The 24,540-nt window shown below is 51.2% G+C and carries 20 protein-coding genes; 8 read left to right on the top strand and 12 right to left on the bottom strand.

What is annotated here, in order from left to right; genetic code table 11:
- Positions 1 to 43: 43 nt before the first annotated feature.
- From hda to Kalk_RS19720, 3 genes are read right to left on the bottom strand one after another with little or no spacing between them, the layout of a single operon-like run.
- Positions 44 to 748 (bottom strand): DnaA regulatory inactivator Hda, encoded by a 705-nt coding sequence (gene hda / locus Kalk_RS19730; protein ID WP_158643606.1) that lies wholly within the window; start codon positions 746 to 748, stop codon positions 44 to 46.
- Positions 741 to 1,313: a CDP-alcohol phosphatidyltransferase family protein gene (locus Kalk_RS19725; protein ID WP_101895888.1), complete on the bottom strand. Its 573-nt coding sequence runs from the start codon at positions 1,311 to 1,313 to the stop codon at positions 741 to 743. Before Kalk_RS19725 ends, hda begins: the two co-directional genes overlap by 8 nt.
- An 11-nt stretch (positions 1,314 to 1,324) precedes the next feature.
- Positions 1,325 to 2,542, bottom strand: coding sequence for a DUF2066 domain-containing protein (locus tag Kalk_RS19720; protein ID WP_101895887.1), 1,218 nt, complete (start codon positions 2,540 to 2,542; stop codon positions 1,325 to 1,327).
- A 230-nt stretch (positions 2,543 to 2,772) separates the two neighbouring features.
- Here Kalk_RS19720 and purM point away from each other — a divergent pair, with 230 nt between their 5' ends.
- Genes purM through Kalk_RS19705 form a run of 3 tightly spaced genes read left to right on the top strand, consistent with a single transcriptional unit; the run spans position 2,773 to position 5,167 of the window.
- Positions 2,773 to 3,819, top strand: a complete 1,047-nt coding sequence (gene purM / locus Kalk_RS19715) for a phosphoribosylformylglycinamidine cyclo-ligase (protein ID WP_101895886.1) — start codon at positions 2,773 to 2,775, stop codon at positions 3,817 to 3,819.
- Positions 3,820 to 4,461: a phosphoribosylglycinamide formyltransferase gene (purN, locus tag Kalk_RS19710; RefSeq protein WP_101895885.1), complete on the top strand. Its 642-nt coding sequence runs from the start codon at positions 3,820 to 3,822 to the stop codon at positions 4,459 to 4,461. It begins immediately after the preceding gene.
- Positions 4,412 to 5,167 carry a DUF3108 domain-containing protein gene (locus tag Kalk_RS19705; protein ID WP_101895884.1) on the top strand — a complete coding sequence of 252 codons (756 nt, stop codon included), beginning with the start codon at positions 4,412 to 4,414 and terminating at the stop codon, positions 5,165 to 5,167. The genes purN and Kalk_RS19705 overlap by 50 nt, the downstream gene beginning before the upstream one ends.
- Before the next feature lie 19 nt (positions 5,168 to 5,186).
- Here Kalk_RS19705 and Kalk_RS19700 read toward each other — a convergent pair whose 3' ends face one another.
- The 9 genes from Kalk_RS19700 to apbC form a co-directional block, all read right to left on the bottom strand.
- Positions 5,187 to 7,334 carry an EAL domain-containing protein gene (locus Kalk_RS19700; protein ID WP_101895883.1) on the bottom strand — a complete coding sequence of 716 codons (2,148 nt, stop codon included), beginning with the start codon at positions 7,332 to 7,334 and terminating at the stop codon, positions 5,187 to 5,189.
- Complete coding sequence (locus Kalk_RS19695; protein WP_101895882.1) at positions 7,331 to 7,948, bottom strand: chemotaxis protein CheB; 618 nt, start codon at positions 7,946 to 7,948, stop codon at positions 7,331 to 7,333. The genes Kalk_RS19700 and Kalk_RS19695 overlap by 4 nt, the downstream gene beginning before the upstream one ends.
- Complete coding sequence (locus Kalk_RS19690) at positions 7,914 to 8,756, bottom strand: CheR family methyltransferase (RefSeq protein WP_101895881.1); 843 nt, start codon at positions 8,754 to 8,756, stop codon at positions 7,914 to 7,916. Before Kalk_RS19690 ends, Kalk_RS19695 begins: the two co-directional genes overlap by 35 nt.
- The gene (locus tag Kalk_RS19685) at positions 8,756 to 12,304 is read right to left on the bottom strand and encodes a hybrid sensor histidine kinase/response regulator (protein WP_158643604.1); all 3,549 of its coding nucleotides are present in this window, start codon (positions 12,302 to 12,304) and stop codon (positions 8,756 to 8,758) included. Before Kalk_RS19685 ends, Kalk_RS19690 begins: the two co-directional genes overlap by 1 nt.
- Positions 12,305 to 12,548: 244 nt before the next feature.
- Positions 12,549 to 14,405, bottom strand: a complete 1,857-nt coding sequence (locus Kalk_RS19680) for a sensor domain-containing diguanylate cyclase (protein ID WP_101895879.1) — start codon at positions 14,403 to 14,405, stop codon at positions 12,549 to 12,551.
- A 175-nt stretch (positions 14,406 to 14,580) separates the two neighbouring features.
- Complete coding sequence (locus Kalk_RS19675; RefSeq protein WP_407656837.1) at positions 14,581 to 15,429, bottom strand: SPFH domain-containing protein; 849 nt, start codon at positions 15,427 to 15,429, stop codon at positions 14,581 to 14,583.
- A gap of 42 nt (positions 15,430 to 15,471) precedes the next feature.
- Entirely contained in the window at positions 15,472 to 15,924 is a 453-nt protein-coding gene (locus Kalk_RS19670; RefSeq protein ID WP_101895877.1) for an NfeD family protein, read from the bottom strand.
- Between the two features lie 117 nt (positions 15,925 to 16,041).
- Positions 16,042 to 16,611, bottom strand: coding sequence for a dCTP deaminase (dcd, locus tag Kalk_RS19665; RefSeq protein WP_101895876.1), 570 nt, complete (start codon positions 16,609 to 16,611; stop codon positions 16,042 to 16,044).
- Positions 16,612 to 16,717: 106 nt separating this feature from the next.
- A complete protein-coding gene (gene apbC / locus Kalk_RS19660; protein ID WP_101895875.1) occupies positions 16,718 to 17,806 on the bottom strand; it encodes an iron-sulfur cluster carrier protein ApbC in 1,089 nt (362 codons plus the stop codon).
- Positions 17,807 to 18,024: 218 nt separating this feature from the next.
- Here apbC and metG point away from each other — a divergent pair, with 218 nt between their 5' ends.
- From metG to rsxD, 5 genes are read left to right on the top strand one after another with little or no spacing between them, the layout of a single operon-like run.
- On the top strand, positions 18,025 to 20,070 hold the full coding sequence (gene metG, locus Kalk_RS19655; RefSeq protein WP_101895874.1) for a methionine--tRNA ligase: 2,046 nt from the start codon (positions 18,025 to 18,027) through the stop codon (positions 20,068 to 20,070).
- A 50-nt stretch (positions 20,071 to 20,120) separates the two neighbouring features.
- Positions 20,121 to 20,705, top strand: a complete 585-nt coding sequence (gene rsxA, locus Kalk_RS19650; RefSeq protein ID WP_101895873.1) for an electron transport complex subunit RsxA — start codon at positions 20,121 to 20,123, stop codon at positions 20,703 to 20,705.
- Positions 20,706 to 20,713: 8 nt separating this feature from the next.
- A complete protein-coding gene (gene rsxB, locus Kalk_RS19645; RefSeq protein WP_101895872.1) occupies positions 20,714 to 21,310 on the top strand; it encodes an electron transport complex subunit RsxB in 597 nt (198 codons plus the stop codon).
- Positions 21,311 to 21,320: 10 nt separating this feature from the next.
- Complete coding sequence (gene rsxC, locus Kalk_RS19640) at positions 21,321 to 23,486, top strand: electron transport complex subunit RsxC (RefSeq protein ID WP_101895871.1); 2,166 nt, start codon at positions 21,321 to 21,323, stop codon at positions 23,484 to 23,486.
- On the top strand, positions 23,486 to 24,532 hold the full coding sequence (gene rsxD, locus Kalk_RS19635) for an electron transport complex subunit RsxD (RefSeq protein WP_101895870.1): 1,047 nt from the start codon (positions 23,486 to 23,488) through the stop codon (positions 24,530 to 24,532). Before rsxC ends, rsxD begins: the two co-directional genes overlap by 1 nt.
- The last annotated feature ends 8 nt before the right edge of the window (positions 24,533 to 24,540 follow it).

Genomic DNA, 24,540 nt, shown 5'->3' with positions numbered 1-24,540 from the left:
ACTCTTCGTTAATCATCTACCCTAAAAAGTATAGATGAGAGTTCTACCAGCTCATGACCTTTTTTACGAAAGGGATTGTTATTACGCGTTTTTCCTGCAGAGATTGGTGATCCAAACGCTCAATGACTGCCTGCAGCGCGCTCAATTGACGATCCGAACGGGATAAAATGAAAGCAACGACCTCATCCGACAGCGTAAACCCCCGTTGGCGCGCCATGAGCTGCAGTACGCCCGCCTTATCCTGGTCATCCATGGCCACCACCTGATACACCTCCATCGCCATCAAGCGGGAGGCTAAATCAGGCAAGTGCACGCCCAGTTGGCGGGGAGATGCATCTGCACTCACCAACAACGTAGAGCCTAAATCTTTGATTTTATTGTACAAATGAAACAAGGCCTCTTCCCACTCGGGATCAGCCAGAAGCAAATGGATATCGTCTATGGCAAGCAGCTGGAAGGATGAAAGGTTTTCCAGCAACAGGGGGGACCCCGCTCGCGCCTGCTCTCCAGACAGATAAAAGGCTCTGAACCCCTCATCTTCTGCCAACTGCGAGGCCGCCTGCATTAGATGGCTCTTTCCGCTCTGTTCTGCTCCCCACAGGTAGAGCCAACCAGGAAAGCTGCCATTGGCCACCTGGTGCAAACGCCCCACCAGCTGGGTGTTCTGCCCGGTGTAGAAGCTGGCAAAGTCGGTATTGGGCTTTCTGGACAACTTAAGGGCCAGTTGCGGGTGGGAGGTGTCATGCATGGTGGTTTGTTCCGCGCTGTTTTGCCCGATACCCCTGTACACCCAGCATGGTGTACTGCAGCATGCTGATGATACACAACGCCACCACCACATAACTAAGATAGGTCAGCCAAACGGCCGGAATAAGTGTCCAAACCAGATTACACAGCACGCCCAAGCCCAGCACTATCATGAGAAATGTACATATCTTGCTCAGAAACGTTGGCCGCCCTTCGTAACGCCCCACCAGGAACCAGTATGCGATGGCACCAATAAAAATACCGATATCCCGCACCACAATAACCGCAACCACCCACCAAGCCATATTGTCAGTAAGGGCCAATGCCAGAAAAGTACTCACCAACAGGATCTTGTCGGCTACCGGATCAGCGATTGAACCGAATTGACTGCGCCAATTAAACTGCCGTGCCAAAAAACCATCCACGCCATCGCTAACACCAGCGATCAACAGCGTCCAAAGGGCCCGGTCGTACTGCGCTTCTGACATAAACCATATGAATGGCAACACAAGCACGATCCTGATCAACGTCAGGATATTAGGCAGATGTCGTATGGGGAGACTCATGGATGCGACGGCTATCCGTTCCAGCGATAATACAGAACAGGTCGCGCTGGCACCTGAGGCCCGTTCGTAGACGCTTCCGCCGGGCCTTCCGTCACCGGGATCGTGGAAGTGGAAGTAGATTCAGCTGCATCGGTACTCCCCTCTCCTAATGGCACCACCAATTTAACCGGTTGCGGCACAAGCTTGCGATCAAGGCGTAACCCTTGCTCCAATGCGTCCAGATCGCTTTCCAATATAATGGTGTATTGATGATGCGACCCTTGGGCCTGACTTAAATACCAACCGCGAATAGCCAGCAATCCATCCAGATATTCACCCAAACGGGCATAGTCCTTCAATTCTTCAACGCCACTCACATCCAAAATCACCTGCTCACCGACGGCCAAGGACGCCTGCACCGCAAAACGCTCACCCACCCGGTCACCCAGCTGATCGATTAACATCACCACCGCTTGATCCAAAGTTTCGGCCGCCACTTCCCACCACTGCTGTTGCTCCTGAATACTCAGAGCCGCGCTGACCCGAACGGAATCAGGGGTCTCAAGCACCTTGGCGATCACGACCACGTTGGCATCATAACGCGCAGAGGCGCTGACGATTGGATCCACAAACATTCCCCAAATATCGCCAGCACGAACCTGAGCCAGATCCTGGTCATCGTATTTGGGCAACACAAGAGGTAAACCTCGACGTTTCGCTTGCTGTTCAAGTGCCTGCTGCAAGGCTATCTGCTGCTGCCCGCCCACGAGCTGACGCCCACCAACTCCGCTGACAGCCCCCCAAAACAGGATATTGGGACGACTGGTGGCCCAAATGGGAAAGCCTTCCCGACGCAGAAACTGATTTACTGCAACATCGTCAAAACTCACATTAAGGAAGACCGTTTTGATCATTGCACCGTCTTCTGGGGAGAGGGTCTCTTTGGAGTGATAGCCAAACTGAACCACATATCGGCCTGCATCAGTTAGGGCTGATTTAACCGAATCCTGTAACACAATCGATGAATTGCCACTCACCCTCACCAGCACCCTGCTCAGGCCCTCTGCAACCGCCGAGTCACGGGCAGCTACGCTGCGATCCGGCACCGCCACAGAAGCCTTGTACAGATCAGTCACTTCAGCCCCAATTGTCAGAGCACTGGACAACATCAGCGCCGCCAACGTCAAGGCTCTGAACATCAAGGCTCTCAACAAAGGAGCCACGGACAACAGGTTCACTATCTTAGTCATAACGCACTGGTGTACCTCGAAAAACCACTGCGCGAAAGTGTACAACGTCGACGCCAGCGATAAAACCGAAACCTGATCAAGTTGAGCATGCCCTATAAGGCGGCAACAAAGGTTGCTGAAACATTGGGCTTCAGTGCAACTCCTGATAGAATAGCCGCCCTATCAGGCACAGGCTGCACACCCGTTGTCAGCCGCCAGCTACCCACTTTCAGCAAGAGCGCAGAACAGCCATGTCAGAGAAAACCCCTTCCCTAAGCTATAAAGACGCCGGTGTGGACATCAACGCCGGGGATGAACTGGTTCAGCGCATCAAAGGGGTAGCCAAACGCACCAGCCGTCCTGAAGTACTGGGTGGCCTGGGCGGGTTTGGCGCACTGTGCGAAATTCCTGAAAAATACAAAAAACCGGTTTTGGTATCCGGTACAGACGGTGTGGGCACCAAACTGCGCCTTGCCATCGACCTGAAAAAGCACGATACCGTGGGCATCGACCTAGTGGCCATGTGCGTCAATGACTTGGTCGTTACCGGCGCAGAACCGTTGTTCTTCCTTGATTACTATGCCACCGGACACTTGGACGTAGACGTAGCCGCCGATGTTGTTACCGGTATCGGCACCGGCTGCGAGCAGGCAGGCTGTGCGCTGGTAGGCGGTGAGACGGCTGAAATGCCCGGCATGTACGAAGGAGATGACTACGATCTGGCGGGGTTCTGCGTAGGTGTAGTAGAAAAAGACAGCATCATCAGCGGCACCACTGTCGCGCCAGGTGATGCATTGATCGGCCTGGCGTCTTCTGGCCCCCACTCCAATGGCTACTCATTGATCCGCAAAATCATTGCTGTGTCAGGTGCTGACGTACAGCAGGATCTGGACGGCAAACCGCTGGCAGATCACCTGATGGCACCCACCCGGATCTACGTGAAATCCTTACTGGCGCTGATCGAAAAATGTGAAGTGAAAGCCATGGCACACATCACCGGTGGCGGTATAACCGAGAACGTTCCCCGCGTGCTGCCAGACAACGCCAATGCCGTCATCGATACCAACTCCTGGCAATGGCCAAAAATATTCAACTGGCTGCAGGATAACGGCAACGTGGACACCCGGGAAATGTACCGCACCTTCAATTGTGGCGTTGGTATGATTCTATGTGTCCCCGCTGACAAGGCCTCCACTGCAATATCTGAATTAACTGCGCTGGGCGAACAGGCCTGGGTGATTGGCAGCATAGAAAGCGGAAACGAGCAGTCTCCCGAAGTTGTATTGCAAGGCATTTAAATGAATATTGTTGTTTTGATCTCCGGCAGTGGTACCAACCTGCAGGCGATCATAGAGGGTATTGAGGCTGGCGAGATCGACGGGCGGATTGTAGCCGTCATCAGCAATCGGCCTAACGTTAAGGGTCTGGAGCGGGCACAGCAGCACGGCATCGAAACCCTAGTTCTGGATCACACGCAGTTTGAAAGCCGCGAGGCATTCGATTCTGTGCTTCAGCAACAAATCGAGCAGTACCAGCCAGACCTAGTTGTCCTGGCGGGTTTCATGCGCATCCTCACCGATGCATTTGTAGATCATTTCAAAGGCCGTATGCTGAACATTCACCCATCGCTGCTGCCAAAATACAAAGGGCTCAACACTCATCAGCGTGCATTGGATGCCCATGAAGCACAGCATGGATGCAGTGTGCACTTTGTCAGTACAGAGCTCGATAGCGGTGCCGTCATTGGGCACGCCAAAGTTGATATTGAGCGGAACGATACCGCCCAGAGCCTGTCTCAAAAAGTTCAGAAACAGGAACACAGCCTTTACCCAGCCTGTGTCAAACTCTTCTGTAGCAAACAGATACAACTGACACCCGAAGGTGTGTTGTATGCGGGAACACTACTACCTGACTCAGGGTTGGATCTTACCGGGGATTGATATGGACGTTATTCGCGTATTGCCGCTCTGCATCCTGCTACTGCTTAGCGCAGGCATTTCCAGAGCAGACGCAGAGACCATGCCATTCAGTTCTTTCACCGCCCATTATCGTGGCGAGGCCAATGGTATGTCGGTCAAAAACCTCGGCACCCGAACCCTCATAAGCCTGGGCCAGGATAAATATCAACTGGAATACAATGCCGAGGCCATGATCTATAGCCTCAAAGAGCGCTCCACCTTCTTGTGGGAAAACGGCATACCTAAGCCGCTCAGTTACGATTCAACCCGCGGAACCTTCCTGAAAAAACGCGAGAACCATATCCAATTCAACTGGCCATCTGGCAATGGCAGCTTCACGCATAAAAAGAAAAAGGGCTCCTTTAAACTGATAGAAGGTATGCAGGACCCTCTCACCAGCACCTTATTGCTGGCCCTCAGGCTACAAGACGGTAACCGTAGTATTGAGTTCACGGAAGCCAAGGGTAACGATCAGGAAATACGGACATTCACGCTGCTGGATACACCGACGATCCAAACAGCGCTGGGCGACGTAAAAACCTATCACTTGCAACGACTGCATGATGACAAAAAACGCCATACCGAACTGTGGCTACACCACGATTACCCCTTCATACCGGTCAAGGTGAAACAGGATGACGATGGTGACCGTTTTCTGTTAGAGCTGACCCAGTTCTCGATCGACTAAAGTAGTGTAAAAATAGAAACTAAGAGCTTGACCCAGTGGTGCCCTCTAACGGAGCCGCCAATCTCAGCAGCGATTGCTCAAGCAACACTTCCAAATCTTCTGCAGGTATAGGTTGGCTGTAATAGAACCCTTGCGCGGTCACACAACCCAATTCAATCAGTTTTTTAGCTTGATCTTCTTGCTCAACGCCCTCGGCAATAACCTCAACCCCCAGCCCTTTTGCCAACGCCACCACCGCAGAGATGATGGCACTACCTTGAGGTTGATGCACATTATCCACAAAGGTCTTATCAATTTTTAACACTGTCAACGGCAGCTGGGCCAAGTAACCCATGGATGAATATCCGGTGCCAAAATCATCCAGTGCTATACCAGGGCCAAGCTCACGGATGCCTGCCAAATTCCGCAAATTAATTTCTGTCCGCTCTAAGAACAGGCTTTCGGTAATTTCAATTTCCAGTAACTCAGATTGAATATTACACTTAGAAATGAAATCGCTCAGCGTGTCTAACAGATCAGGATCCTGCAACTGTTGCACAGACATATTCACCGAAATTCTGAAGCCATCAGGCAAATCGAACATCGTGCTCCATACCTGCACCTGCTTTGCAGCCGTTTCAAACACCCACCGACCTATGCCGTTGATCAGCCCGGTTTCTTCTGCAATGGGAATGAAGGTAACCGGAGAAACCGGCTTGCCACCAACCCACCAACGCAGCAATGCTTCAGCACCCACGATTTCACCTGTGGTCATATCAAACTTGGGCTGATAATGCAGTTTAAAGTCCATGTTTTCGACAGCACGACGCAATTCAACCTCAAGCGCCATCGACTCTTCCACCTGGGTCTTCATGTTCGGTTCGAACACCCGGTACCGATTTCTACCTTCATGCTTGGCCTGATACATGGCCATATCCGCATTACGGATCAACTCACTGGAGTCCTTACCAAGCTCAGGGTAATACACGATCCCTATGCTGGCACCCACATATAGCTCTTGCCCAAATATTTCAAATGGCTGCGACAACGAATGTATCAACTTTTCCGACACTCTCACTGAGGCTTTCTCCGCGAATTCACCATTGATGATAACAGTAAACTCGTCGCCTCCCAGGCGACACAGAATGTCAGAATCGCGGATGCACCGGTTAACTCTTAAGGCAACCTCTTTTAATAGTTCATCGCCCGCGTCATGCCCCATGCTGTCATTCACTTGCTTGAAGCGATCCAGATCCATGAATAAAAGTGCAAACGCCTGGCCACTGTGATCGCTGTACGTGATGGAGTTATTCAAGGCCGAATTAAACAAGTTTCGATTGCCAAGTTCCGTCAGCGCATCATACTGCGCCATATAGTGCAGCTTTTCTTCGATCTTTTTACGCTCTGTAATGTCCTTGAACACAATCACAGCACCATCGAATTGGCCTGAAGGTGAATGTGTGGGGCTAGCTGTGTATTCAACGGGCAACATTTTATTATGGTAAGAGCGGAATACCCCAACATCGGAGTGATAGGCCTTGCCTTCAGAGCAGGCTTTATACAATTTGGTATCCTGCCACCCCGCACGGCCAGCATTATGAGTGGAGACGATAACGGCCTGATAAAGGGGCTCGCCAATTAAGGCGGAGCTATGCACCCCTAGAATCATCTCTGCAGCAGGGTTCACAAACGTGATGGTTCCCTTGAGGCAAACCCCGATAATTCCCTCGCCCACTGAACGCAACAGAACTTCGTTACTGGTTCTAACCTGCTTCAGCTTACTCAGGGCTTCTTCCAATTGACGCTGGCGCCCATCAAGTTCCAGAAAGATTCGTACTTTACTCAATAGCACAAAGGGATCGAATGGCTTAAACAGAAAATCCACCCCACCATTCTCATAGCCTTTGAATAAGTATCCCTCTTCCTTATTGATGGCGGTTAGAAAAATAATCGGAATGTGACGCGACTTACTGCGCTGCCGCATGTAGCTCGCCACCTCAAAACCATCCATCCCAGGCATCTGTACATCAAGTAACACCATTGCCACGGACTGTTTGAGCAAAATGGACAACGCCTCTGGCCCGGAAGTGGCCGCGATGATCTCAACATCCTCCAGCTCACTGAGTGTCGCTTCTAAAGCAACCAGGTTGGCCTTCTGATCATCGACTATCAGGATGCTCTGCTTCATGATGGTATGCGTTCCGCAGGGTCACCAAAAGAGGCCAGGCGTTTGGCGATATCTTCTATATCCAGTATGTCATCCACATCAGCAGCAGCAATGGCCGCCAACGGCATGGAATCCACTGTAGCCTGCTTTGGGTTCTGCACCAAAACACGACCGTTGTAATCCTTGATATAACGAGCCCCCTGACCACCATCCGAATTAGCCCCGGTCAGAACACATCCGACCAGTGCCTCCCGATACACCTCAGCAGCTGACTGAAACGCCATATCGATAGACGGTCGACAAAAATTCAACGGCGCATCAATGCTGAGTGAAAACACTTTATCGGGATCAATCAGCAAATGATAATTGGGCGGTGCCACATAGAAGTGACCCGGTTCAATTCCTTGTTTATCTTCTGGCTCCTGCACTGTCATATGGGTGTACTTTGAAAGCATATCGGGTACGCCGCTGGATCTGTTGGGTCGCTGATGAAGAATCGCTACCGTTGGAATCTGATAATGCACTGGTAATGCCTGTAACAGCTTGATCAACACATCCAACCCACCGCTGGACGCACCTATAACTACACACTCAACCTGTTTAATCAATCCGCTGGAACACTCTTGCTGATTCATCAATGGGTTTAAATCTAATATGGTTAGGCAGGCTGCGCAGGGACTCTTTCATTCCCAACCCCAAAAAGCCACCCATATCCAGACTGTCATGGAATAAGGTTAGCACTTTAGTCTGAAGTTCGCGCCTAAAGTAGATCAGGACATTGCGACAGATGACCATTTGCATCTCACCAAACACTTGATCCGTAACAAGATCATGCTGGGTGAAAACGATATTTTTTTTAAGTTTTGGATCGACCAAAAAGCGCTCGTAGCCCACTGAAATGAAGTCATCCAGCCGACCTGGACCACCCGTTCCAGCGTAGTTCTCCCTAGCGGCGGATAGCATCTTTTCATGATAAACGCCCTTGCTCGCCTGCTCCAGCACCTGAGAATTGATGTCGGTGGCGTAGATCACAGCTCGCTCCCCTAAGCCTTCCTCATGCAGCAATATGGCCATGGAATAGGCTTCCTCTCCGGTGGAGCAGCCAGCATGCCAAATTTTCAAAAACGGATGACTTCTCAGCTCGGGCACCACCTGCTCCCGAATAACCTTATAAAATTCGGGATCTCGAAACATGTCCGTTACATTGACCGTTAAACCACGCACGAAGTGAACACAACGCTTTTTATCCCGAATTAATTCATGCTGAAGATCGGCAACCCGCTGATAATGATTATCAGACATGTAACGGGCTACACGGCGACGCAGGGACGCACGGGAATATTCGCGAAAATCATAACCCCAACGCAAATAGAGCGCCTCCATCAGGCATTCTACTTCAACCTCAAATTCATTAAGTTGTTCTGCGTAGCTATCTTGGCTCATCAGGCTTGTCCTAACCACATTTTCACGATGGCTTTCAACTTGTTGGTATCGACAGGTTTGGATAAATAGTCATTCGCACCCGCCTCTATGCAGCGAGCCCGATCATCCTTCATAGCTTTGGCAGTAAGCGCAATAATTGGCAGGTTCTTATATTTGGGATTAGACCGTATACGTTGCATAGCCTCAAGGCCATCCATTTCCGGCATCATCACATCCATTAGAATCAGATCGAAGTCACCTTCGCTATCCAACATTTCTATCGCCTCCAGGCCTGTCCCGGCAGTGGCAATGTCGAACCCGCTTTCCTCCAGAATCGCTGACAACGAATACAGGTTGCGAATATCATCATCCACCAACAATAATCGCTTACCTTCTACCCCGCCCAGTTGAACCGACTCGGTATCCGTCGACCCAGTCGTTTTACGTGTCTGATCTACCCCTTGCAGCCAATGCAGAAACAACGTTGTTTCATTCAACAAGCGTGCAATGGATTTATCCGTTTTTAACACAATACGTTTGGCATATTTGCGTAGCAGCGTATCTTGACGCTTATCAAGATCCCGAGCTGTGTAGATAATGATTGGAGTATTGCCGTTAGTGCAATTGCTCAGGGTTTCCGCCAGCTGGAACCCATCAGAATCGGGCAGTTCCAAATCAAGAATAATGGCACCGTAATGCTCCCGCTTGAGCATGGCGATGGCCTCCTGCCCGGTTTCGGCCATATCGCACGCCACACCCTGCTCTGTAAAGCTCGCATTCAACTGTTCACGCTGCACCGAGTCATCTTCGATCACCAGAACACGATTACTGGAAAGCGATATCAACTCCGAACTGATGTCGCTAAATAACTGGTCGAGACGATCACGCCCAAACGGCTTGGCAATAAACTCTTCAGCCCCCTCGATACTGGACGGTTTAACATCCAGCTTGCCGGAGATCACATGCACCGGGATATCTTTGGTCTGCTCGTTGCCTTTCAACTGGCTCAGCAAATCCTCTCCCGGCGCATCTGGCAACCCCAGATCCAGGATAATCGATCCCGGCCTAGTTTGTTCAAGATACTGCTGTGCCTCAAGCACAGAATGCGCGCAAAAAGCATTAAAACCGAATTCTTCTGCCAGGCTTTTAAGTACACCGCTGAAACCAGCATCATCTTCAACAATCAGTATCGTATTGGTCGGTGCAGGAAGCGTGGGGTTTTGCGCTGCTGGCACTACGGCGGGAGCCTGTGTTTTAACTGCAGCTTTCGGAATCACAACAGGTCGAGGTGCCAAACTGGCCGGTTGCGACTCACCACTATAAGCCCTTGGCAGGTACAGACTGAATTCGGAGCCGGCATCCTTCCCTGCGCTGCGCACCTCCACTGCCCCCATCATAATCTCTGCCAACTTGCGAGAAATGGTCAAACCCAGACCGGTGCCACCGTACTTTCGGCTTATGGTTCCATCAACCTGTTGGAACGCTTCGAATATCAGATCCAACTTATCCGCAGGAATCCCAATACCGGTATCCACCACGCGAATTTCAATCGCGTTTTCAGGTTTTAACACACCAAACTGTGTCGTCACCTGGCCTGGTGGCACACAGAACTTAACCTGTACCTGGCCTTTTTGTGTAAATTTCAGGGCATTGGAGATGAAGTTACGCAGGATCTGACTCAAACGATGCTCATCAACCAGAATGGATTCCGGCAGCTGCGGATCAATGTCGACAACAAACCCAATCTGCTTGTTTTCTGCTTGAGCATCGAACTGGCCATGCAGTTTCGACGCAAGATCTTCAAGGGGCAATGGTTCAGAGACTATCTCAAGCTTGCCTTCCTCAACTTTGGAAAGATCAAGAATATCATTTATAAGCATCAACAAGTCACGACCGGATGAGTTGATTACCCGCGCATGCTCAACCTGCTTCTCATCAAGATTGGTTTTCTTATTTTCCATCAAACCTTGTGACAGAATCAGGATACTGTTCAGAGGTGTGCGTAACTCGTGAGACATAGTGGACAGAAACTCAGTCTTATAGCGCCCGCTCATTTCCAGTTGCTGCGCCTTATCCTGCAATTCCTGTCGAGAAATCTCTAAATCATGATTGCTTTTTTCTATCTCATCTTTCTGACGATCAAGTAAACGATTGCGCTCTTCCAGCTCCTCGTTCATAACACGCAGCTCTTCCTGCTGCTGCTGCAGGCTTTCTTCAGAGGAGCGTAAAATCGCTGCTTGCTCCTCCAGTTCCTCGTTAGTCGCACGCAACTCTTCTTGTTGCTGTTCCAACGCCTCGGCTTGCAACTTAGAGCGTTCCAACGCATCCGCCAATTGCACTCTGGAAATCGCTGAGCTGAGCGCAATAGCCATACCTTCAGCAGCTCGGGTAATAAAATCTATGTCATCATCAGAAAAGCATTGAAAGCTCATCAGCTCAACAACCGCCATCAAGTGACCATTAAACACCAGTGGCACTAACAATACTTCTTTCGGAATAGCAGCACCCAAACCGGACGAAATGGAGGCATAGTCATCCGGCAGATCGCGCACAACGAACACGTTCTGCTCCAATGCTGCCTGGCCCACCAAAGACTCGCCCATTTGCAGGCGGTTACGATCCCCTTTGCGATGAGAATACGCATAGCTTGCACGCATCACCAGTTCATCGCCTTCGCACAGATAAACGGCGCCCACCAGTGAGTTCAACATACCGGCCAAACTCTGTAGCATGGCATCGGTGACTTGCTGAACTGTCAGATCGCCACGCAGCGCTTCATTTAACAGCGTAATCTGTTCCTGACGCCGAGTACGCAACGCCGCTTCAAGGCTCTGCTGCTTGAGCCTGTCACGCATAACGTTAAGCGCTGCAAACAACTGTTTAACTTCAAAACTACCGGCTTCACCGATTTCAACATCCAGATTGCCATCTGAAATTTCGCTGGAAACCTCAATTACATCCGACATCGCTTTATTTACAACTACAAACAGCCAGATGTAGGCGCCTAATACCAGTATCACGAGCATCGTACCAAAGATAAACTGCTCAGTGGTTACCACTTCTGCATCCGCTCGAATGGTATTCATCGTGGTTTCAAAATTGGTATTGATTATCGAGTTGAAACTTCTCAGCACTGACTCATATTGCTGGCGTTTAGCTAACGAAGTTGCAAACGCGTCATACATTTGATCTTTACGATACACACCATCAATAACATCCTTGGTGTAGCGCTCAGTCTCATCAACAAATTCATCAAACACATCGGTCAACGTGCGTTCTTGATCGCGCAACGCTGACTTCAAATCGCCGATTTTATCAATCATCTCTCGCTGGCGTTTGGCCAGACGCAGCGCCTCAGCAAGTGTGTCGATATCATTTTCAGCCATCGCTGCCTCAAACAGGCGATTCACATCAACCAACCCAACCTGCAGATCACTTGCGATCTGCACCAGCATAAGGTCAACCTCCTGAATTTCCTTCAGGGATCGATTGGTATCTTGAAAGAAGCTGAAATTACTGAATACGATGGTTGAAAAGCCCAGCAACGCCACGACGGCAATGACGGTCATTTTCAATTTGATGGATGTTAAATTAAAGTTATTAAGCATGAACGCCCAAAAATAATGTGTTGATGTACCCTGTACTTCTATCACTGAGGTAAGCTCACAGCTACCCTTCCACCTTATAGCGACACTAAGCTAAGGCACCGTCAATATCTACTTTTTTACATGAATTTCAATAAATTACTTTAAGTTATAGATGAACCTGAGGAGTCGGTCAAAAAATCCACAGCCAATTTATGCTCCTGGCTCCCTAACTGACAGAGCAAACCACGCAGTTACGACCGGACTCTTTGGCCTGATAGAGGCTCTGATCCGCCAGCTTCAGCAAGCCCGCAAATCCATCACGATCGTTGGGGATTACACAAGCCACCCCCATACTCGCGGTCAACGTAACCGCTTGCCCATCATTGTCCAGCGTGATTGACTCGATCGCATGCCTTATCTTTTCAGCCACTGTTCGCCCCCCCTCCAGATCAGTGTTTGGCAGCAACACCACAAACTCTTCACCGCCATATCGTGCCAAAAGGTCAGGCGGCCGCCGCAACTTGTTAAGAGCGACATCCGCAATGGTTTTCAGGCAGACATCACCAAACTGGTGGCCATATGTATCATTTAGCCCTTTAAAATGGTCGATATCCAGCATCACAACGCACAACCAGTTCTTCTCGCGAAAGCTACGCTGGTACTCAATCTGAAATAGTTCATCAAAGTGTCGGCGATTGAACACGCCGGTTAGCCCATCGCGAATACTCAAATCTTTAAGCTGTCGATTAGCCTCCTCTAACTCTTCGGTTCGTTGCTGCACCAGAAGATCCAGGTTTTTATTCAGAGAGCTTTGGGCATGCAACGCTTGCTCCTGCGCTTGGATTCGCATTTCTTTTTCTTCATTAATACGATGCCCGAACGACAGCGAGAGCAAAATCAGCTCTAATGCCGAGCCTATTTCAAGAGCATGCTCTGAAATCACGCTCGGTTGCACGATTCCTTTGGTGTTAAGTAGAAAAACAACTACAAAAACGAGATAGACAAGCCACGCCATAGCGAAGGTGCGGGCGGCCTTTACCCCCCTGCGCCAACCGGATAGCCCCAAATAGAAACCAGCGCTAACCGCTAAAAAAGACAGGGCATGGGTGGCCTTGAGAACAATCATATAGGGGGCAAACAATGAGCTTACAAACAAAATGGCAAAAGCACCCAGAAAACTGCGCGTAATAATTCGATCCCGACGCATGCCAGTGCTTTCCAATTTCAAAAAACTGCGCACAAACGACACCGCAGAAAAAGGCATCAATGCGGTCAACATCAAAACCAGCGTGTTATTCAAGTTGGTGGATTCAGGGTAAACATACTGGAAACTGGCGCCTGTTAGCGTGAACTGCAATGCCATAGTGCTGGCCACATAAAACAGGTAATAGAAATAGGTTACATCACGCACCAGGATGTAAATAAAGAGATTATAAAAAAACATCACTAGCATGGTGCCAAAATATGCACCGTACCAAATCAGCTCCAACTTATCCTGATGGTAAAACTCGGCGTGGGTGAGCACGTCGATGGGTAATTCCATTGGCCCTTGGGATTCTGCACGAATGTACAGCTCAATATTAGCCAACGCCAATTCGTCCAACGGCAGCAGATATATACGGTTGTCCACCGGGCGATAAGCGTAGGGCACTGTATCGCCGAGCTGATAGGAGTGGATCAGTACTCCATCATTCACTATATACACATCCAGTTTATCTGTGTGGGGGTAGTCCACGCGCAGAAAGAACGGCGATCCCGCCTGATCCACATTACCGAGGGCGAGCCGAAACCAGTACGGGTTGGCAGATATGCCGAAATTACTTCTACGCTCGGTGTTGGCCTGCCATTGATCGTCGTTGGCTTGCATAACCGATTCCAGATTCAACCCTTGCTCATCCACCAGATACTGAACCTGTCCGTTCAATACAATGCGCTGCTGGGCTTTCAGGTTACTTAAATCAACGGTATGGATAGATTGAGAGGCATTTACGCCCTGGCTTAGCAGAATAAAGAACAGCACCGAAATACAGGGAAACCAACAGGTTACCCGCAAAAATACTGATTCAAAATGCAGCTTGCTCACAATCAGGGCAATGTCGCTATGGGTTGGAAAGACGTTGTTATTAAGGTTAGTTGATGAGCAACTTCCGTCAATATGACGGATTACTGATACGAGGGGGCGTTATACGAGGGAGCGTTAGGAAGGCAACCCCGCCCCTGACGCCGCAGCCAAGAGCGGAGCTTGGTGTAACAGGAAACTAGAGCTTACCCATCATCCCTTTGACTGCGGCGGGTAAGTCAGCCGGCAGAACAATGGTTTTGCCATTCTGGGATTTGGATATCTGTTCCAGCGATTTGATGTATTTCTCACCCAGCAGATACACCACTGGCATTTCCTTCTCACCAATGGCGGCGGTAACCATTTCGATGGAGCGCTGACTGGCCTTGGCCAAAACAACCTGGGCTTCGGCATCCCGCCGAGAGGCCTCCAAACGGCCTTCTGCTTCCAAAATGGCAGCCTGCTTGTCACCATCTGCCCGCGTCACCGTAGCACGGCGGGCACGCTCCGCTGCGGCCTGTTCCTCCATCGCAGACTGCATTGTGCCTGATGGGTTAATATCCTGAATTTCAACGGTTTTCAGGGTGATACCCCAATCCGAAATATCATCCGATATGGAATTTTTCAGGTGGGCTTTGATCTTGTCCCGGGAGGACAGTGCATCATCCAAATCCATCTCACCCACAATGGAGCGCAACGTGGTTTGCACCAGTGTCTGAATGGCAATGCGATAGTCCTCAACCCCATAGACCGCTTTCTCGGGTGAGAGGATATTGATATATGCAACGGCATTGGCAATGATGACCGCGTTATCACGCGTAATGACTTCCTGCGATGGGATATCCAGCACGATATCCTTGGTAGTGACCTTGTAGGCTACCGTGTCCACAAACGGGATAATAAAATTCAAACCCGGCGGCAAAGTGCGGTGGTACTTGCCGAGTCGCTGCACCACCCATTTATATCCCTGCGGCACCAAACGCACGCCGCTGTAAAAGGTAAACAACACCAACAGCATGACGGCAACAGTAACAACCAAAAATCCGATATTCATTTGTGCTATTCCTTCCTGGGTTAAGATCTGTATAAGTTACGCTTTTTCCACGATCAGCGAGTTGCCGGAAACGTCTTTTACTCGTACACGATCCCCTTCAGCCAGCGAATCCTGTGACATGATCATCCACTCATCAGCACCAAGAATGGGCGCAGGGAAACGCAACTTGCCCCGCATGCCTTCCCTGGGCACGCTGATCACCTGCCCAACTTCGCCCACAATGGCCTCTCGGGACAGCCCTGCTTTGGTTTTATCAATGGAAAGTGGCTTGAGGAATTTGAACCAAAACAGCGCTAATGCGCTGGAGAGCACAGTCCAGATCAAAATCTGCCAACTTACCTCAATGTCAGGAAAGAGGTAGGTCAGCGCCCCCATGATCACCGCCGCCAAACCAAACCAGAGAATAAAAAAGGTCGTCAGCACAATTTCACTCAGCATCAGCATTACGCCTAATACGACCCAATACCAATAAAGAATTTCAATTTCCATAAGGATTCCACTGAGAAATTAACAAGTTAAGCTAGAGAATAGCACAGAGAGCAGCGATAAAGACAAGCACAGGCGAAGCTGCCGAACCAGGGTCCGGCAGCAATCAAAATACTGATATCAGGTTTTGGGCAGGGTTACTCCGGTCTGGCCTTGATACTTGCCACCCCGATCTTTGTAGGACACTTCACATTCTTCATCAGACTCGAGGAACAGCATCTGCGCCACACCTTCATTGGCGTATATTTTGGCCGGCAATGTCGTGGTGTTGGAGAATTCAAGGGTCACATGACCTTCCCACTCTGGCTCCAGGGGCGTCACATTCACAATGATCCCACAGCGGGCGTAAGTGGATTTCCCCAAACAAATGGTGAGAACAGACCGAGGAATACGGAAATACTCAACGGTTCGAGCCAGGGCAAAGGAGTTCGGTGGAATAATGCAGACATCGCTATCGATATCAACAAAGCTCTGATCGGAGAATTCCTTTGGGTCCACCGTAGCAGAATGGATGTTAGTGAACACCTTGAACTCGGTGGAACAGCGTACATCGTAGCCGTAGCTGGAAGTGCCATAGGAGATAATGCGGTTGCCATCGGCTCCGTGACGTATCTGGCCCGGCTCAAATGGTTCGATCATGCCATGTTCTTCCGCCATACGGCGTATCCAGCGGTCTGATTTAATGGACATTGCCTAGTCGCACTCCCCTAATAATGAAGGCCCTGAAAATGGAGGCCGCATGATACCCGTTTTTCACCCCCAAGGTGAAGCCATCTAAAAACCATCTACAGGATGATCAGTCATTCACAATGTTGATTTTAGGGAATGCACCACTGTTGGAGCTGGCCATTTTCGCCAGCTGCCCCGCAGCCAGACGGGCAATTTTACGATAAATATCAGCAATTTCCCCAGCTGGATCTGCCGCCACGGTTGGTTTACCGCTATCGACTTGCTCCCGTATGGACATGCTTAACGGCAGGCTTCCCAGCACTGATACGCCATATTCTTTGGCGATCCGGTCACCACCGCCCTGACCGAAGATGTGCTCTTCGTGGCCGCAGCTGGAGCAGATGTGAGTCGCCATGTTCTCCACCACGCCCAGCACCGGCACATGCACCTTGCGGAACATCTCAACGCCTTTTTTTGCATCCAATAAGGCGATATCCTGAGGAGTGGTCACCACCACAGCACCCGCCACCGGCACCTGCTGCGACAACGTTAGCTGAATATCCCCAGTACCAGGAGGCATATCCACCACCAGATAATCCAAGTCATTCCACAGTGTTTGTTTCAATAACTGCTGCAAAGCGCCACTGGCCATAGGGCCACGCCATACCATCGGTGTTTCTTCGGTGGCCAGATAACCCATGGACATAGACTGCAAACCCAGCGCTTCGATGGGCACAAAGAAGTTCTGCTGGTGTATTTCCGGACGAGTGCCCTTGGGCACACCCAACATCAATGACTGGCTGGGGCCATAGATATCCGCATCCAGAATGCCCACTCGGGCGCCGTCTGCCGCCAGGGCCAAGGCCAGATTCACAGCGGTGGTGGATTTACCAACACCACCCTTACCGGATGCCACCGCCAAGATGTTCTTCACTTTACCTGCGCCGTCCAGAGGCGTGTTCTGGGCCGTTTTTACCTGCCAGCTTAACGCAAGCTCCAGCTTCGAACCCAGCGGCGCGAACAGCTCGCCTAAGCGAGACATAAGCACATCTTTGACCAAATCAATGGCGTAGCCAAAGCACAAAGCAAGCCTGATCCGATCACCCGATACGGAAAGCTCCTTAACTTCAACCACATCACATAGATTCTGCAGGGATACGGGATCGGCGTTTTCCGCCAATATGCGGTGAACCTGGTCATGCAGAGATTGACTCATGATATCTACTCCTGATCTGTGGCGCGAAACTCGGTAAGATTGAAACGGTGGCTATGCTAACGGAATTTAACCAACTGATATAGTAGGTTATTACGATTCCAGGCGTCGCCAACTGGTATCCAGACCCTATAAAGGCTATATTAGCCGCCTTATTTTTCGCAGCTAACCCGCTGTAATATCGCCAACAATTACTCAAGTAACCACGCTTAGCAAACACAATGAATCAAACCGAGCAGACCAAACCACGGAAAATCCTTGTCACCAGCGCCCTGCCCTATGCCAACGGGCCGATCCACCTGGGCCATATGCTGGAGTACATCCAGACCGACATCTGGGTGCGCTTCCAAAAGTTGCGTGGCGAGAACTGCACCTATGTCTGCGCGGACGATGCCCACGGCACCGCCATCATGCTCAAAGCCGAGCAACTTGGGCGAACTCCAGAAGAGCAAATTGCCCAGGTGCAACAAGAGCATGAGCGGGACTTCGCAGCGTTTGAGGTGTCCTTCGACAATTACTACTCCACCCACTCGGAAGAGAATCGGGTACTGTCCAGTCTGATTTATGAGCGCAACAAGGCCCAGGGCAATATCGTCGCCCGTGAAATCACTCAGTTATTTGATCCCGAGAAACAATTGTTTCTGGCGGATCGATTTGTGAAAGGCACCTGCCCCAAGTGTGGAGCCGATGATCAGTACGGCGATAACTGCGAAAAGTGCGGGGCCACTTACCCTGCAGAAGAGCTGAAGAACCCACGCTCCACCATATCCGGTGCGGCGCCGGTAATGAAAGCTAACACGCAGCTGTTTTTTGACTTGCCCAAGTATCAGGCATTCCTGACTCAGTGGACCCAGTCCGGCAGCCTGCAGGAAGGCATCGCCAACAAATTGAAGGAATGGCTTGAGGCAGGTCTGCAACAGTGGGATATATCCCGCGAGGCCCCCTACTTCGGCTTCGAAATCCCCGGTGAAACCGGCAAATACTTCTACGTGTGGCTGGATGCCCCCATCGGCTACATGGCCAGTTTCCAGAATCTGTGTGATCGCCGTGAAGATCTGGATTTTGACGAATACTGGGGCAAGGATTCCGACGCTGAGCTGTATCATTTTATTGGTAAGGACATCATCAACTTCCACGGTCTGTTCTGGCCTGCAATGTTGTCCGGTGCGGATTTCCGTACACCCACTGCGATCTACTCCCACGGATTTGTGACCGTAAACGGTGCCAAGATGTCCAAATCCAGAGGCACCTTCATAAAAGCAGAAACCTACCTGCGGCACCTGAACCCGGAATACCTGCGTTATTACTTCGCCGCCAAGCTCAGCGGCCGCATCGACGATATCGACCTCAATCTGGAGGATTTCGCGCAGCGCGTAAACGCGGATCTGGTAAACAAGGTGGTCAACATCGCCAGCCGCACAGCCAACTTCGTATTCAAGCTGGGTGGCAAACTGTCCGCCAGCGACACCAACCCGGAACTGACTGCAGAATTCCAGGCCGCCGCCAGCGAAATTGCTTCGCATTATGAACAGCGTGAATATGGCCGTGCCATGCGCGACATCATGGCTCTGGCGGACAAGGCCAATCAGTATATTGATGAGAAAGCGCCTTGGGCCCTGATGAAACAGGAAGGCAAAGCGCAAGAGGTACTGGATTGCTGCAGCGTTGGCGTAAACCTGTTCCGCCTGCTGGCCCTGTACCTGAAACCGGTTTTGCCCACCTTAGCGCAACAGGCTGAAGCATTCCTCAACATCGCGCCAATGAGCTGGCAGGATCACAAAACGCTGTTGCTGAATCATGAGATCAACAAATTCAAAGCCATGATGCAGCGTATCGACATGAAACAGATTACCACCATGACCGAGGAGGCCAAGGCCGAAGCGGAGGCAGAAGCCGCTGCGGGCAAGCCCAAGTCAATTCTGGATGACGACCCCATTGCGGCGGAAATCAACTTCGATGACTTTGCCAAAATTGACATGCGTATCGCCAAGATTGTCACCGCAAGTCATGTGGAAGGCGCGGACAAGCTGATACAGTTAACGCTTGATCTGGGTGGCGAGACCCGCAACGTGTTTGCAGGCATCAAATCCGCCTACAAGCCCGAAGATCTGGAAGGTCGGCTGACGGTGATGGTGGCCAACCTGGCACCCCGCAAGATGAAATTCGGCCTATCCGAAGGCATGGTGATGGCGGCAGGCCCAGGCGGCAAAGAAATATTCCTGCTATCGCCAGACAGCGGTGCAGTACCCGGAATGCGAGTCAAGTAATTCAGACTGAGAACTGAATAACGTATTAACAACCGAACACAGAGAGAATCATGCCGGAATTTTTACTGGTTCTTGTCAGTACCATTTTGGTCAACAACTTTGTACTGGTTCAGTTTCTGGGCCTGTGCCCTTTTATGGGCGTTTCCAACAAACTGGAAGCCGCCATGGGCATGTCCCTGGCCACAACCTTTGTGCTCACCTTGTCTTCAGTGCTGAGCTACCTCACCTACGCCTATGTGTTGGTGCCGCTGGACGTGGCCTATCTGAAAACCATTTCCTTTATTTTGGTAATTGCAGTTACCGTGCAGTTCACCGAAATGGTCGTGCGCAAAACCAGCCCGCTGCTGTATCGGGTGCTGGGGATATTCCTGCCCCTGATTACCAGCAACTGCGCCGTGTTGGGTGTAGCCCTGCTTACCGTGAAAAAAGGCATCGACAGCTTTATGGATGCTTTTCTTTACGGCTTCGGCGCCGCATTGGGTTTCTCTCTGGTATTGGTGCTATTTGCTGCCATGCGTGAGCGAATCGCGGTTGCAGATGTGCCAACGCCATTCAAAGGCGCATCCATCGGCCTGATCACCGCCGGTCTCATGTCCCTGGCCTTTATGGGCTTTTCCGGCCTGATCAAAATCTAGGGGGCAGCATGGATATACTATTCGACAACATCACTGCACTGGGTTCACTCACGGCCATCGCACTGGGCTTTGGTGCACTGCTGGGTTTTGCTGCGGTCAAATTCAAAGTAGAAGGCAACCCCATCGTCGACCAGATCGATGCGCTGCTGCCGCAAACCCAATGCGGCCAGTGCGGCCACCCCGGTTGCAGACCCTACGCAGAAAGCGTCGCGGAAGGTGAAGAAATCAACAAGTGCGTTCCCGGTGGCGACGACACCATTCACGCCCTGGCCGACCTGCTGGGCCGCGATTTTGTTCCCCTGGATGAAGAGCACGGCGCGACACCCGAATCCAAGATGGTCGCGGTTATTCGCGAAGACGAGTGCATCGGCTGCACTAAATGCATTCAGGCCTGCCCAATGGACGCCATATTGGGCGCAGCCAAACAAATGCATACCGTCATCTCCGACGAATGCACCGGCTGTGACCTGTGCGTAGAACCCTGCCCGGTGGATTGCATTGATATGGTACCGGTAACGGTCACCCTGCAAACCTGGCATTGGACCGCACCCAAAGGCATTGGCAGTCGCCCCGGTGAACTGATACCCGTGAGGAACATAGCGTGAGAAACCAAGCATGAGCCGCCACATTTGGGATTTTCACGGTGGCATTCATCCTCCGGAAAACAAAAAGCAATCATCTGAAACCAGTATTCGCAACCCTGGCATCCCCGATCGCCTGGTGGTGCCCGTTCAACAACATATTGGCAGCCCCGGCAAACCTTGTGTTGAAGTGGGTCAGGGAGTGCTCAAAGGTCAAAAAATAGCGGAAGCTAACGGCTTTGTCAGTTTACCCGTTCACGCGCCCACCTCCGGTATCGTTGAAGCAATAGACCTGCATCCGGTTCAGCATCCCTCCGGTATGGATGCTCTGTGTGTGGTGATCAAACCAGATGGCAAAGATGAGTGGATCGAGCACAGCGGCCGGAGCGACTACAACAGCCTTGAGAAAAAAGCGGCTCTAAACCTGATCCGCGACGCTGGCATTGCCGGAATGGGAGGAGCGGGTTTCCCCAGCGTCGTAAAACTGGGCGTGAAACCGGATCAGAAAATCAAAACGCTGATTCTGAATGCAGTGGAATGCGAACCATACATAACGGCAGATGACCGCTTAATGCGCGAACGTGCGCACGAAATAGTGCAAGGACTGCAAATCATCGCCTGGTTGATCGATGCAAAAGAAACACTGATCGGCATCGAAGACAACAAACCACACGCTATCGAGGCAATGCGCCAAGCCACCGTCGACACCGCCATTGAGGTGGTGACTGTCCCCACCAAATACCCTTCTGGCGGTGAAAAACAATTAATCTACATGCTCACCGGCAAAGAAGTTCGCAGTGGCGGCATTCCAGCCGATGTTGGCGTGGTATGCCATAACACCGGCACCGCTTATGCCATCAAGCGCGCCATCATCGACGGCGAGCCACTTATTTCCCGCATCACCACCTTGACCGGAGATTTCGTTGCCGACAAAGGCAACTACGAAGTTTTGATCGGCACACCGGTGGGCTGGCTGCTGCAACAGGCCGGTGTCAAAAGCACTGACCTACACCGACTGGTGATGGGCGGCCCGATGATGGGATTTGCGATGCACAACATGACGGTGCCCGTGGTTAAAACCACTAACTGTTTGCTGGTGCCCACGCAACAGGAGTTCCCCGATCCCGCTCCCGAGCAACCCTGTATTCGTTGTGGAAGCTGCGCCCAGGCCTGCCCGGTCAACCTGTTGCCACAACAACTATATTGGTTCTCCAAAACCAAGGAGTTCGACAAAGCCGCCCATTACAACCTGGCTGATTGCATAGAATGCGGTGCCTGCTCCTACGTGTGCCCCAGCAACATCCCTCTGGTGCAATACTACCGCTTCGCCAAAGGTGAAATACGAACCCAGCAACAAGAACAACGCAAAGCCGATCATGCCCGACAGCGCTTTGAAGCACGCCAGGCCCGACTGGAGCGTGAAGAACAGGAAAAAGAACGCAAACGCCAAGAACGCGCCAAGGCTGCAGCAGCCAAACAGGCAGAAAAAAAAGCAGCCCCCGCCGCCAAGCCTGCGCCATCGACAGCAGCAGGCAGCGGCGCAGAGAATCACGGCCAAACGGATCTGACCAAACTGCAAACTGCCGCTGCATCCACCATGAAGCGCTACAAAGAAGCCCAGAAAGCGCTACTGCAAGCAGAGAAAAACGAATCTGACAACCTCGAAGCCCTGCGCAAAAAAGTCGGGCAACTGAAAGATAAAGCCGACAACGCCAAAGCGGCCTTTATCGACGCAAAGAGTGCCGAATCGAAAGAGCCCCCCGCCCTTTCCTCCATCAAGGATGATCCGCTGGCGGACCTGAAAAAAGCCTCAGCAGATGACTTTGCTGCCTTCAAGCAAGCAGAGCAGGACTTGGCTGAAGCAGAAGCTCAGGGTTCCTCCGAGATCGACACATTGAAGCAACGAGTCACCGAATTAAAAGCCCTCTCAGATGCGTCTAAAACGGCAATGAAAGCAGCTCGAGCCAAAGAGAAGGAGCAAATCCAACAGAAGAACGCTGCCAGCGACCCGGTCAAAACCGCAAAAATGGAAGTGGCCAAACAACAGGTACTGCTAAAAAAAGCCACCAAAGCCCTACAGGCAGCCAAGGATAGTGATGGTGGTGAAACCGAAGCGCTGGAAGCCAAGCTAAAGGAAGCCGAAAATCTACTGGAAGCTGCAGAAAACACCCTGAAAAGAATAGAAAAGGAGCACGCCTGATGGCCCTGCTCAGCGTTACCTCGCCCCATATACACAAGCCGGGCAATACCGGCAGCTTCATGCGCCAAGTGCTGTATGCCACAGTACCTGGCCTGTTCATGCTTACTTATTTTTTCGGGTACGGAACCCTGATCAATGTAGCGCTGGCTATCGTCGTTGCCGTGGGCTGCGAAACGCTGATCCTTAAAATCCGCCACAAGCCCATCGCGTTTTACCTTAACGACTACAGCGCGGTCGTCACTGCGGTATTACTGGCGCTGGCCATCCCCCCCACCTCCCCTTGGTGGCTCACCATTATCGGCACCAGCTTTGCCATCGTCGTCGCCAAACATCTTTATGGCGGATTGGGCATGAACCCATTCAACCCCGCCATGGTAGGTTACGTGCTGTTACTTATTTCCTTTCCCAAGGAAATGACCACCTGGTTACCCGCCGCAGGCCTGGACAACACGACAACGACCAACACATTGCAAGAAACCCTGCAACTGATCTTTATGGGGGCCGATGCGGATGCGCTGAGCGGTGCCACGCCACTGGATACATTCAAAACCTACGCAGGGCAACCTGAAGTTCTGGATTCAAATGCCATTCTGCACGGCACCTTTGCCAGTTTTGGCTGGGAATGGGTCAACCTCGGCTTTCTGTTGGGCGGTGTGTATCTGATCTGGCGCAAGATCATTACCTGGCACATCCCTGTTGGCATGCTGTTAGCGCTGTTTTTACTGTCAGGTTTTTTCAACACAGCAGTGGACGCCGACAACTATCCCGACATCCTCCACCACCTGCTGAGCGGCGGCACCATGTTGGGGGCGTTTTTCATAGCAACCGATCCGGTCACTGCTGCCACCAGCAACAAAGGCAAAATAATCTACGGGTTTTTGATCGGCGTGCTCACTTATGTGATCCGAACCTGGGGGGGATACCCGGATGCCGTGGCCTTCAGCGTACTGCTCATGAATCTGGCCGCACCCACGCTGGATTACTACAGCCAGCCACGAACCTACGGACACCGCAAGCCCAACAAGGGGCTGGCGAAATCGGATTGAGGAGAAAC

This window comes from Ketobacter alkanivorans, assembly GCF_002863865.1.
GTDB classification, from domain to species: Bacteria; Pseudomonadota; Gammaproteobacteria; order Pseudomonadales; family Ketobacteraceae; genus Ketobacter; species Ketobacter alkanivorans.
This window is presented reverse-complemented; position numbering and strand designations above follow the sequence as displayed.

Coding starts and splice junctions, on each gene's coding strand:
- Kalk_RS19700 (WP_101895883.1), bottom strand. CDS start 7,334: ATGAAGCAGAGCATCCTGATAGTCGATGATCAGAAGGCCAACCTGGTT.
- purM (WP_101895886.1), top strand. CDS start 2,773: ATGTCAGAGAAAACCCCTTCCCTAAGCTATAAAGACGCCGGTGTGGAC.
- apbC (WP_101895875.1), bottom strand. CDS start 17,806: ATGAGTCAATCTCTGCATGACCAGGTTCACCGCATATTGGCGGAAAAC.
- Kalk_RS19670 (WP_101895877.1), bottom strand. CDS start 15,924: ATGGAAATTGAAATTCTTTATTGGTATTGGGTCGTATTAGGCGTAATG.
- Kalk_RS19695 (WP_101895882.1), bottom strand. CDS start 7,948: ATGAATCAGCAAGAGTGTTCCAGCGGATTGATTAAACAGGTTGAGTGT.
- Kalk_RS19690 (WP_101895881.1), bottom strand. CDS start 8,756: ATGAGCCAAGATAGCTACGCAGAACAACTTAATGAATTTGAGGTTGAA.
- dcd (WP_101895876.1), bottom strand. CDS start 16,611: ATGTCCATTAAATCAGACCGCTGGATACGCCGTATGGCGGAAGAACAT.
- rsxC (WP_101895871.1), top strand. CDS start 21,321: ATGAGCCGCCACATTTGGGATTTTCACGGTGGCATTCATCCTCCGGAA.
- Kalk_RS19705 (WP_101895884.1), top strand. CDS start 4,412: ATGCGGGAACACTACTACCTGACTCAGGGTTGGATCTTACCGGGGATT.
- Kalk_RS19720 (WP_101895887.1), bottom strand. CDS start 2,542: ATGACTAAGATAGTGAACCTGTTGTCCGTGGCTCCTTTGTTGAGAGCC.
- hda (WP_158643606.1), bottom strand. CDS start 748: ATGCATGACACCTCCCACCCGCAACTGGCCCTTAAGTTGTCCAGAAAG.
- rsxD (WP_101895870.1), top strand. CDS start 23,486: ATGGCCCTGCTCAGCGTTACCTCGCCCCATATACACAAGCCGGGCAAT.
- purN (WP_101895885.1), top strand. CDS start 3,820: ATGAATATTGTTGTTTTGATCTCCGGCAGTGGTACCAACCTGCAGGCG.
- Kalk_RS19685 (WP_158643604.1), bottom strand. CDS start 12,304: ATGACCGTCATTGCCGTCGTGGCGTTGCTGGGCTTTTCAACCATCGTA.
- metG (WP_101895874.1), top strand. CDS start 18,025: ATGAATCAAACCGAGCAGACCAAACCACGGAAAATCCTTGTCACCAGC.
- rsxA (WP_101895873.1), top strand. CDS start 20,121: ATGCCGGAATTTTTACTGGTTCTTGTCAGTACCATTTTGGTCAACAAC.
- Kalk_RS19725 (WP_101895888.1), bottom strand. CDS start 1,313: ATGAGTCTCCCCATACGACATCTGCCTAATATCCTGACGTTGATCAGG.
- rsxB (WP_101895872.1), top strand. CDS start 20,714: ATGGATATACTATTCGACAACATCACTGCACTGGGTTCACTCACGGCC.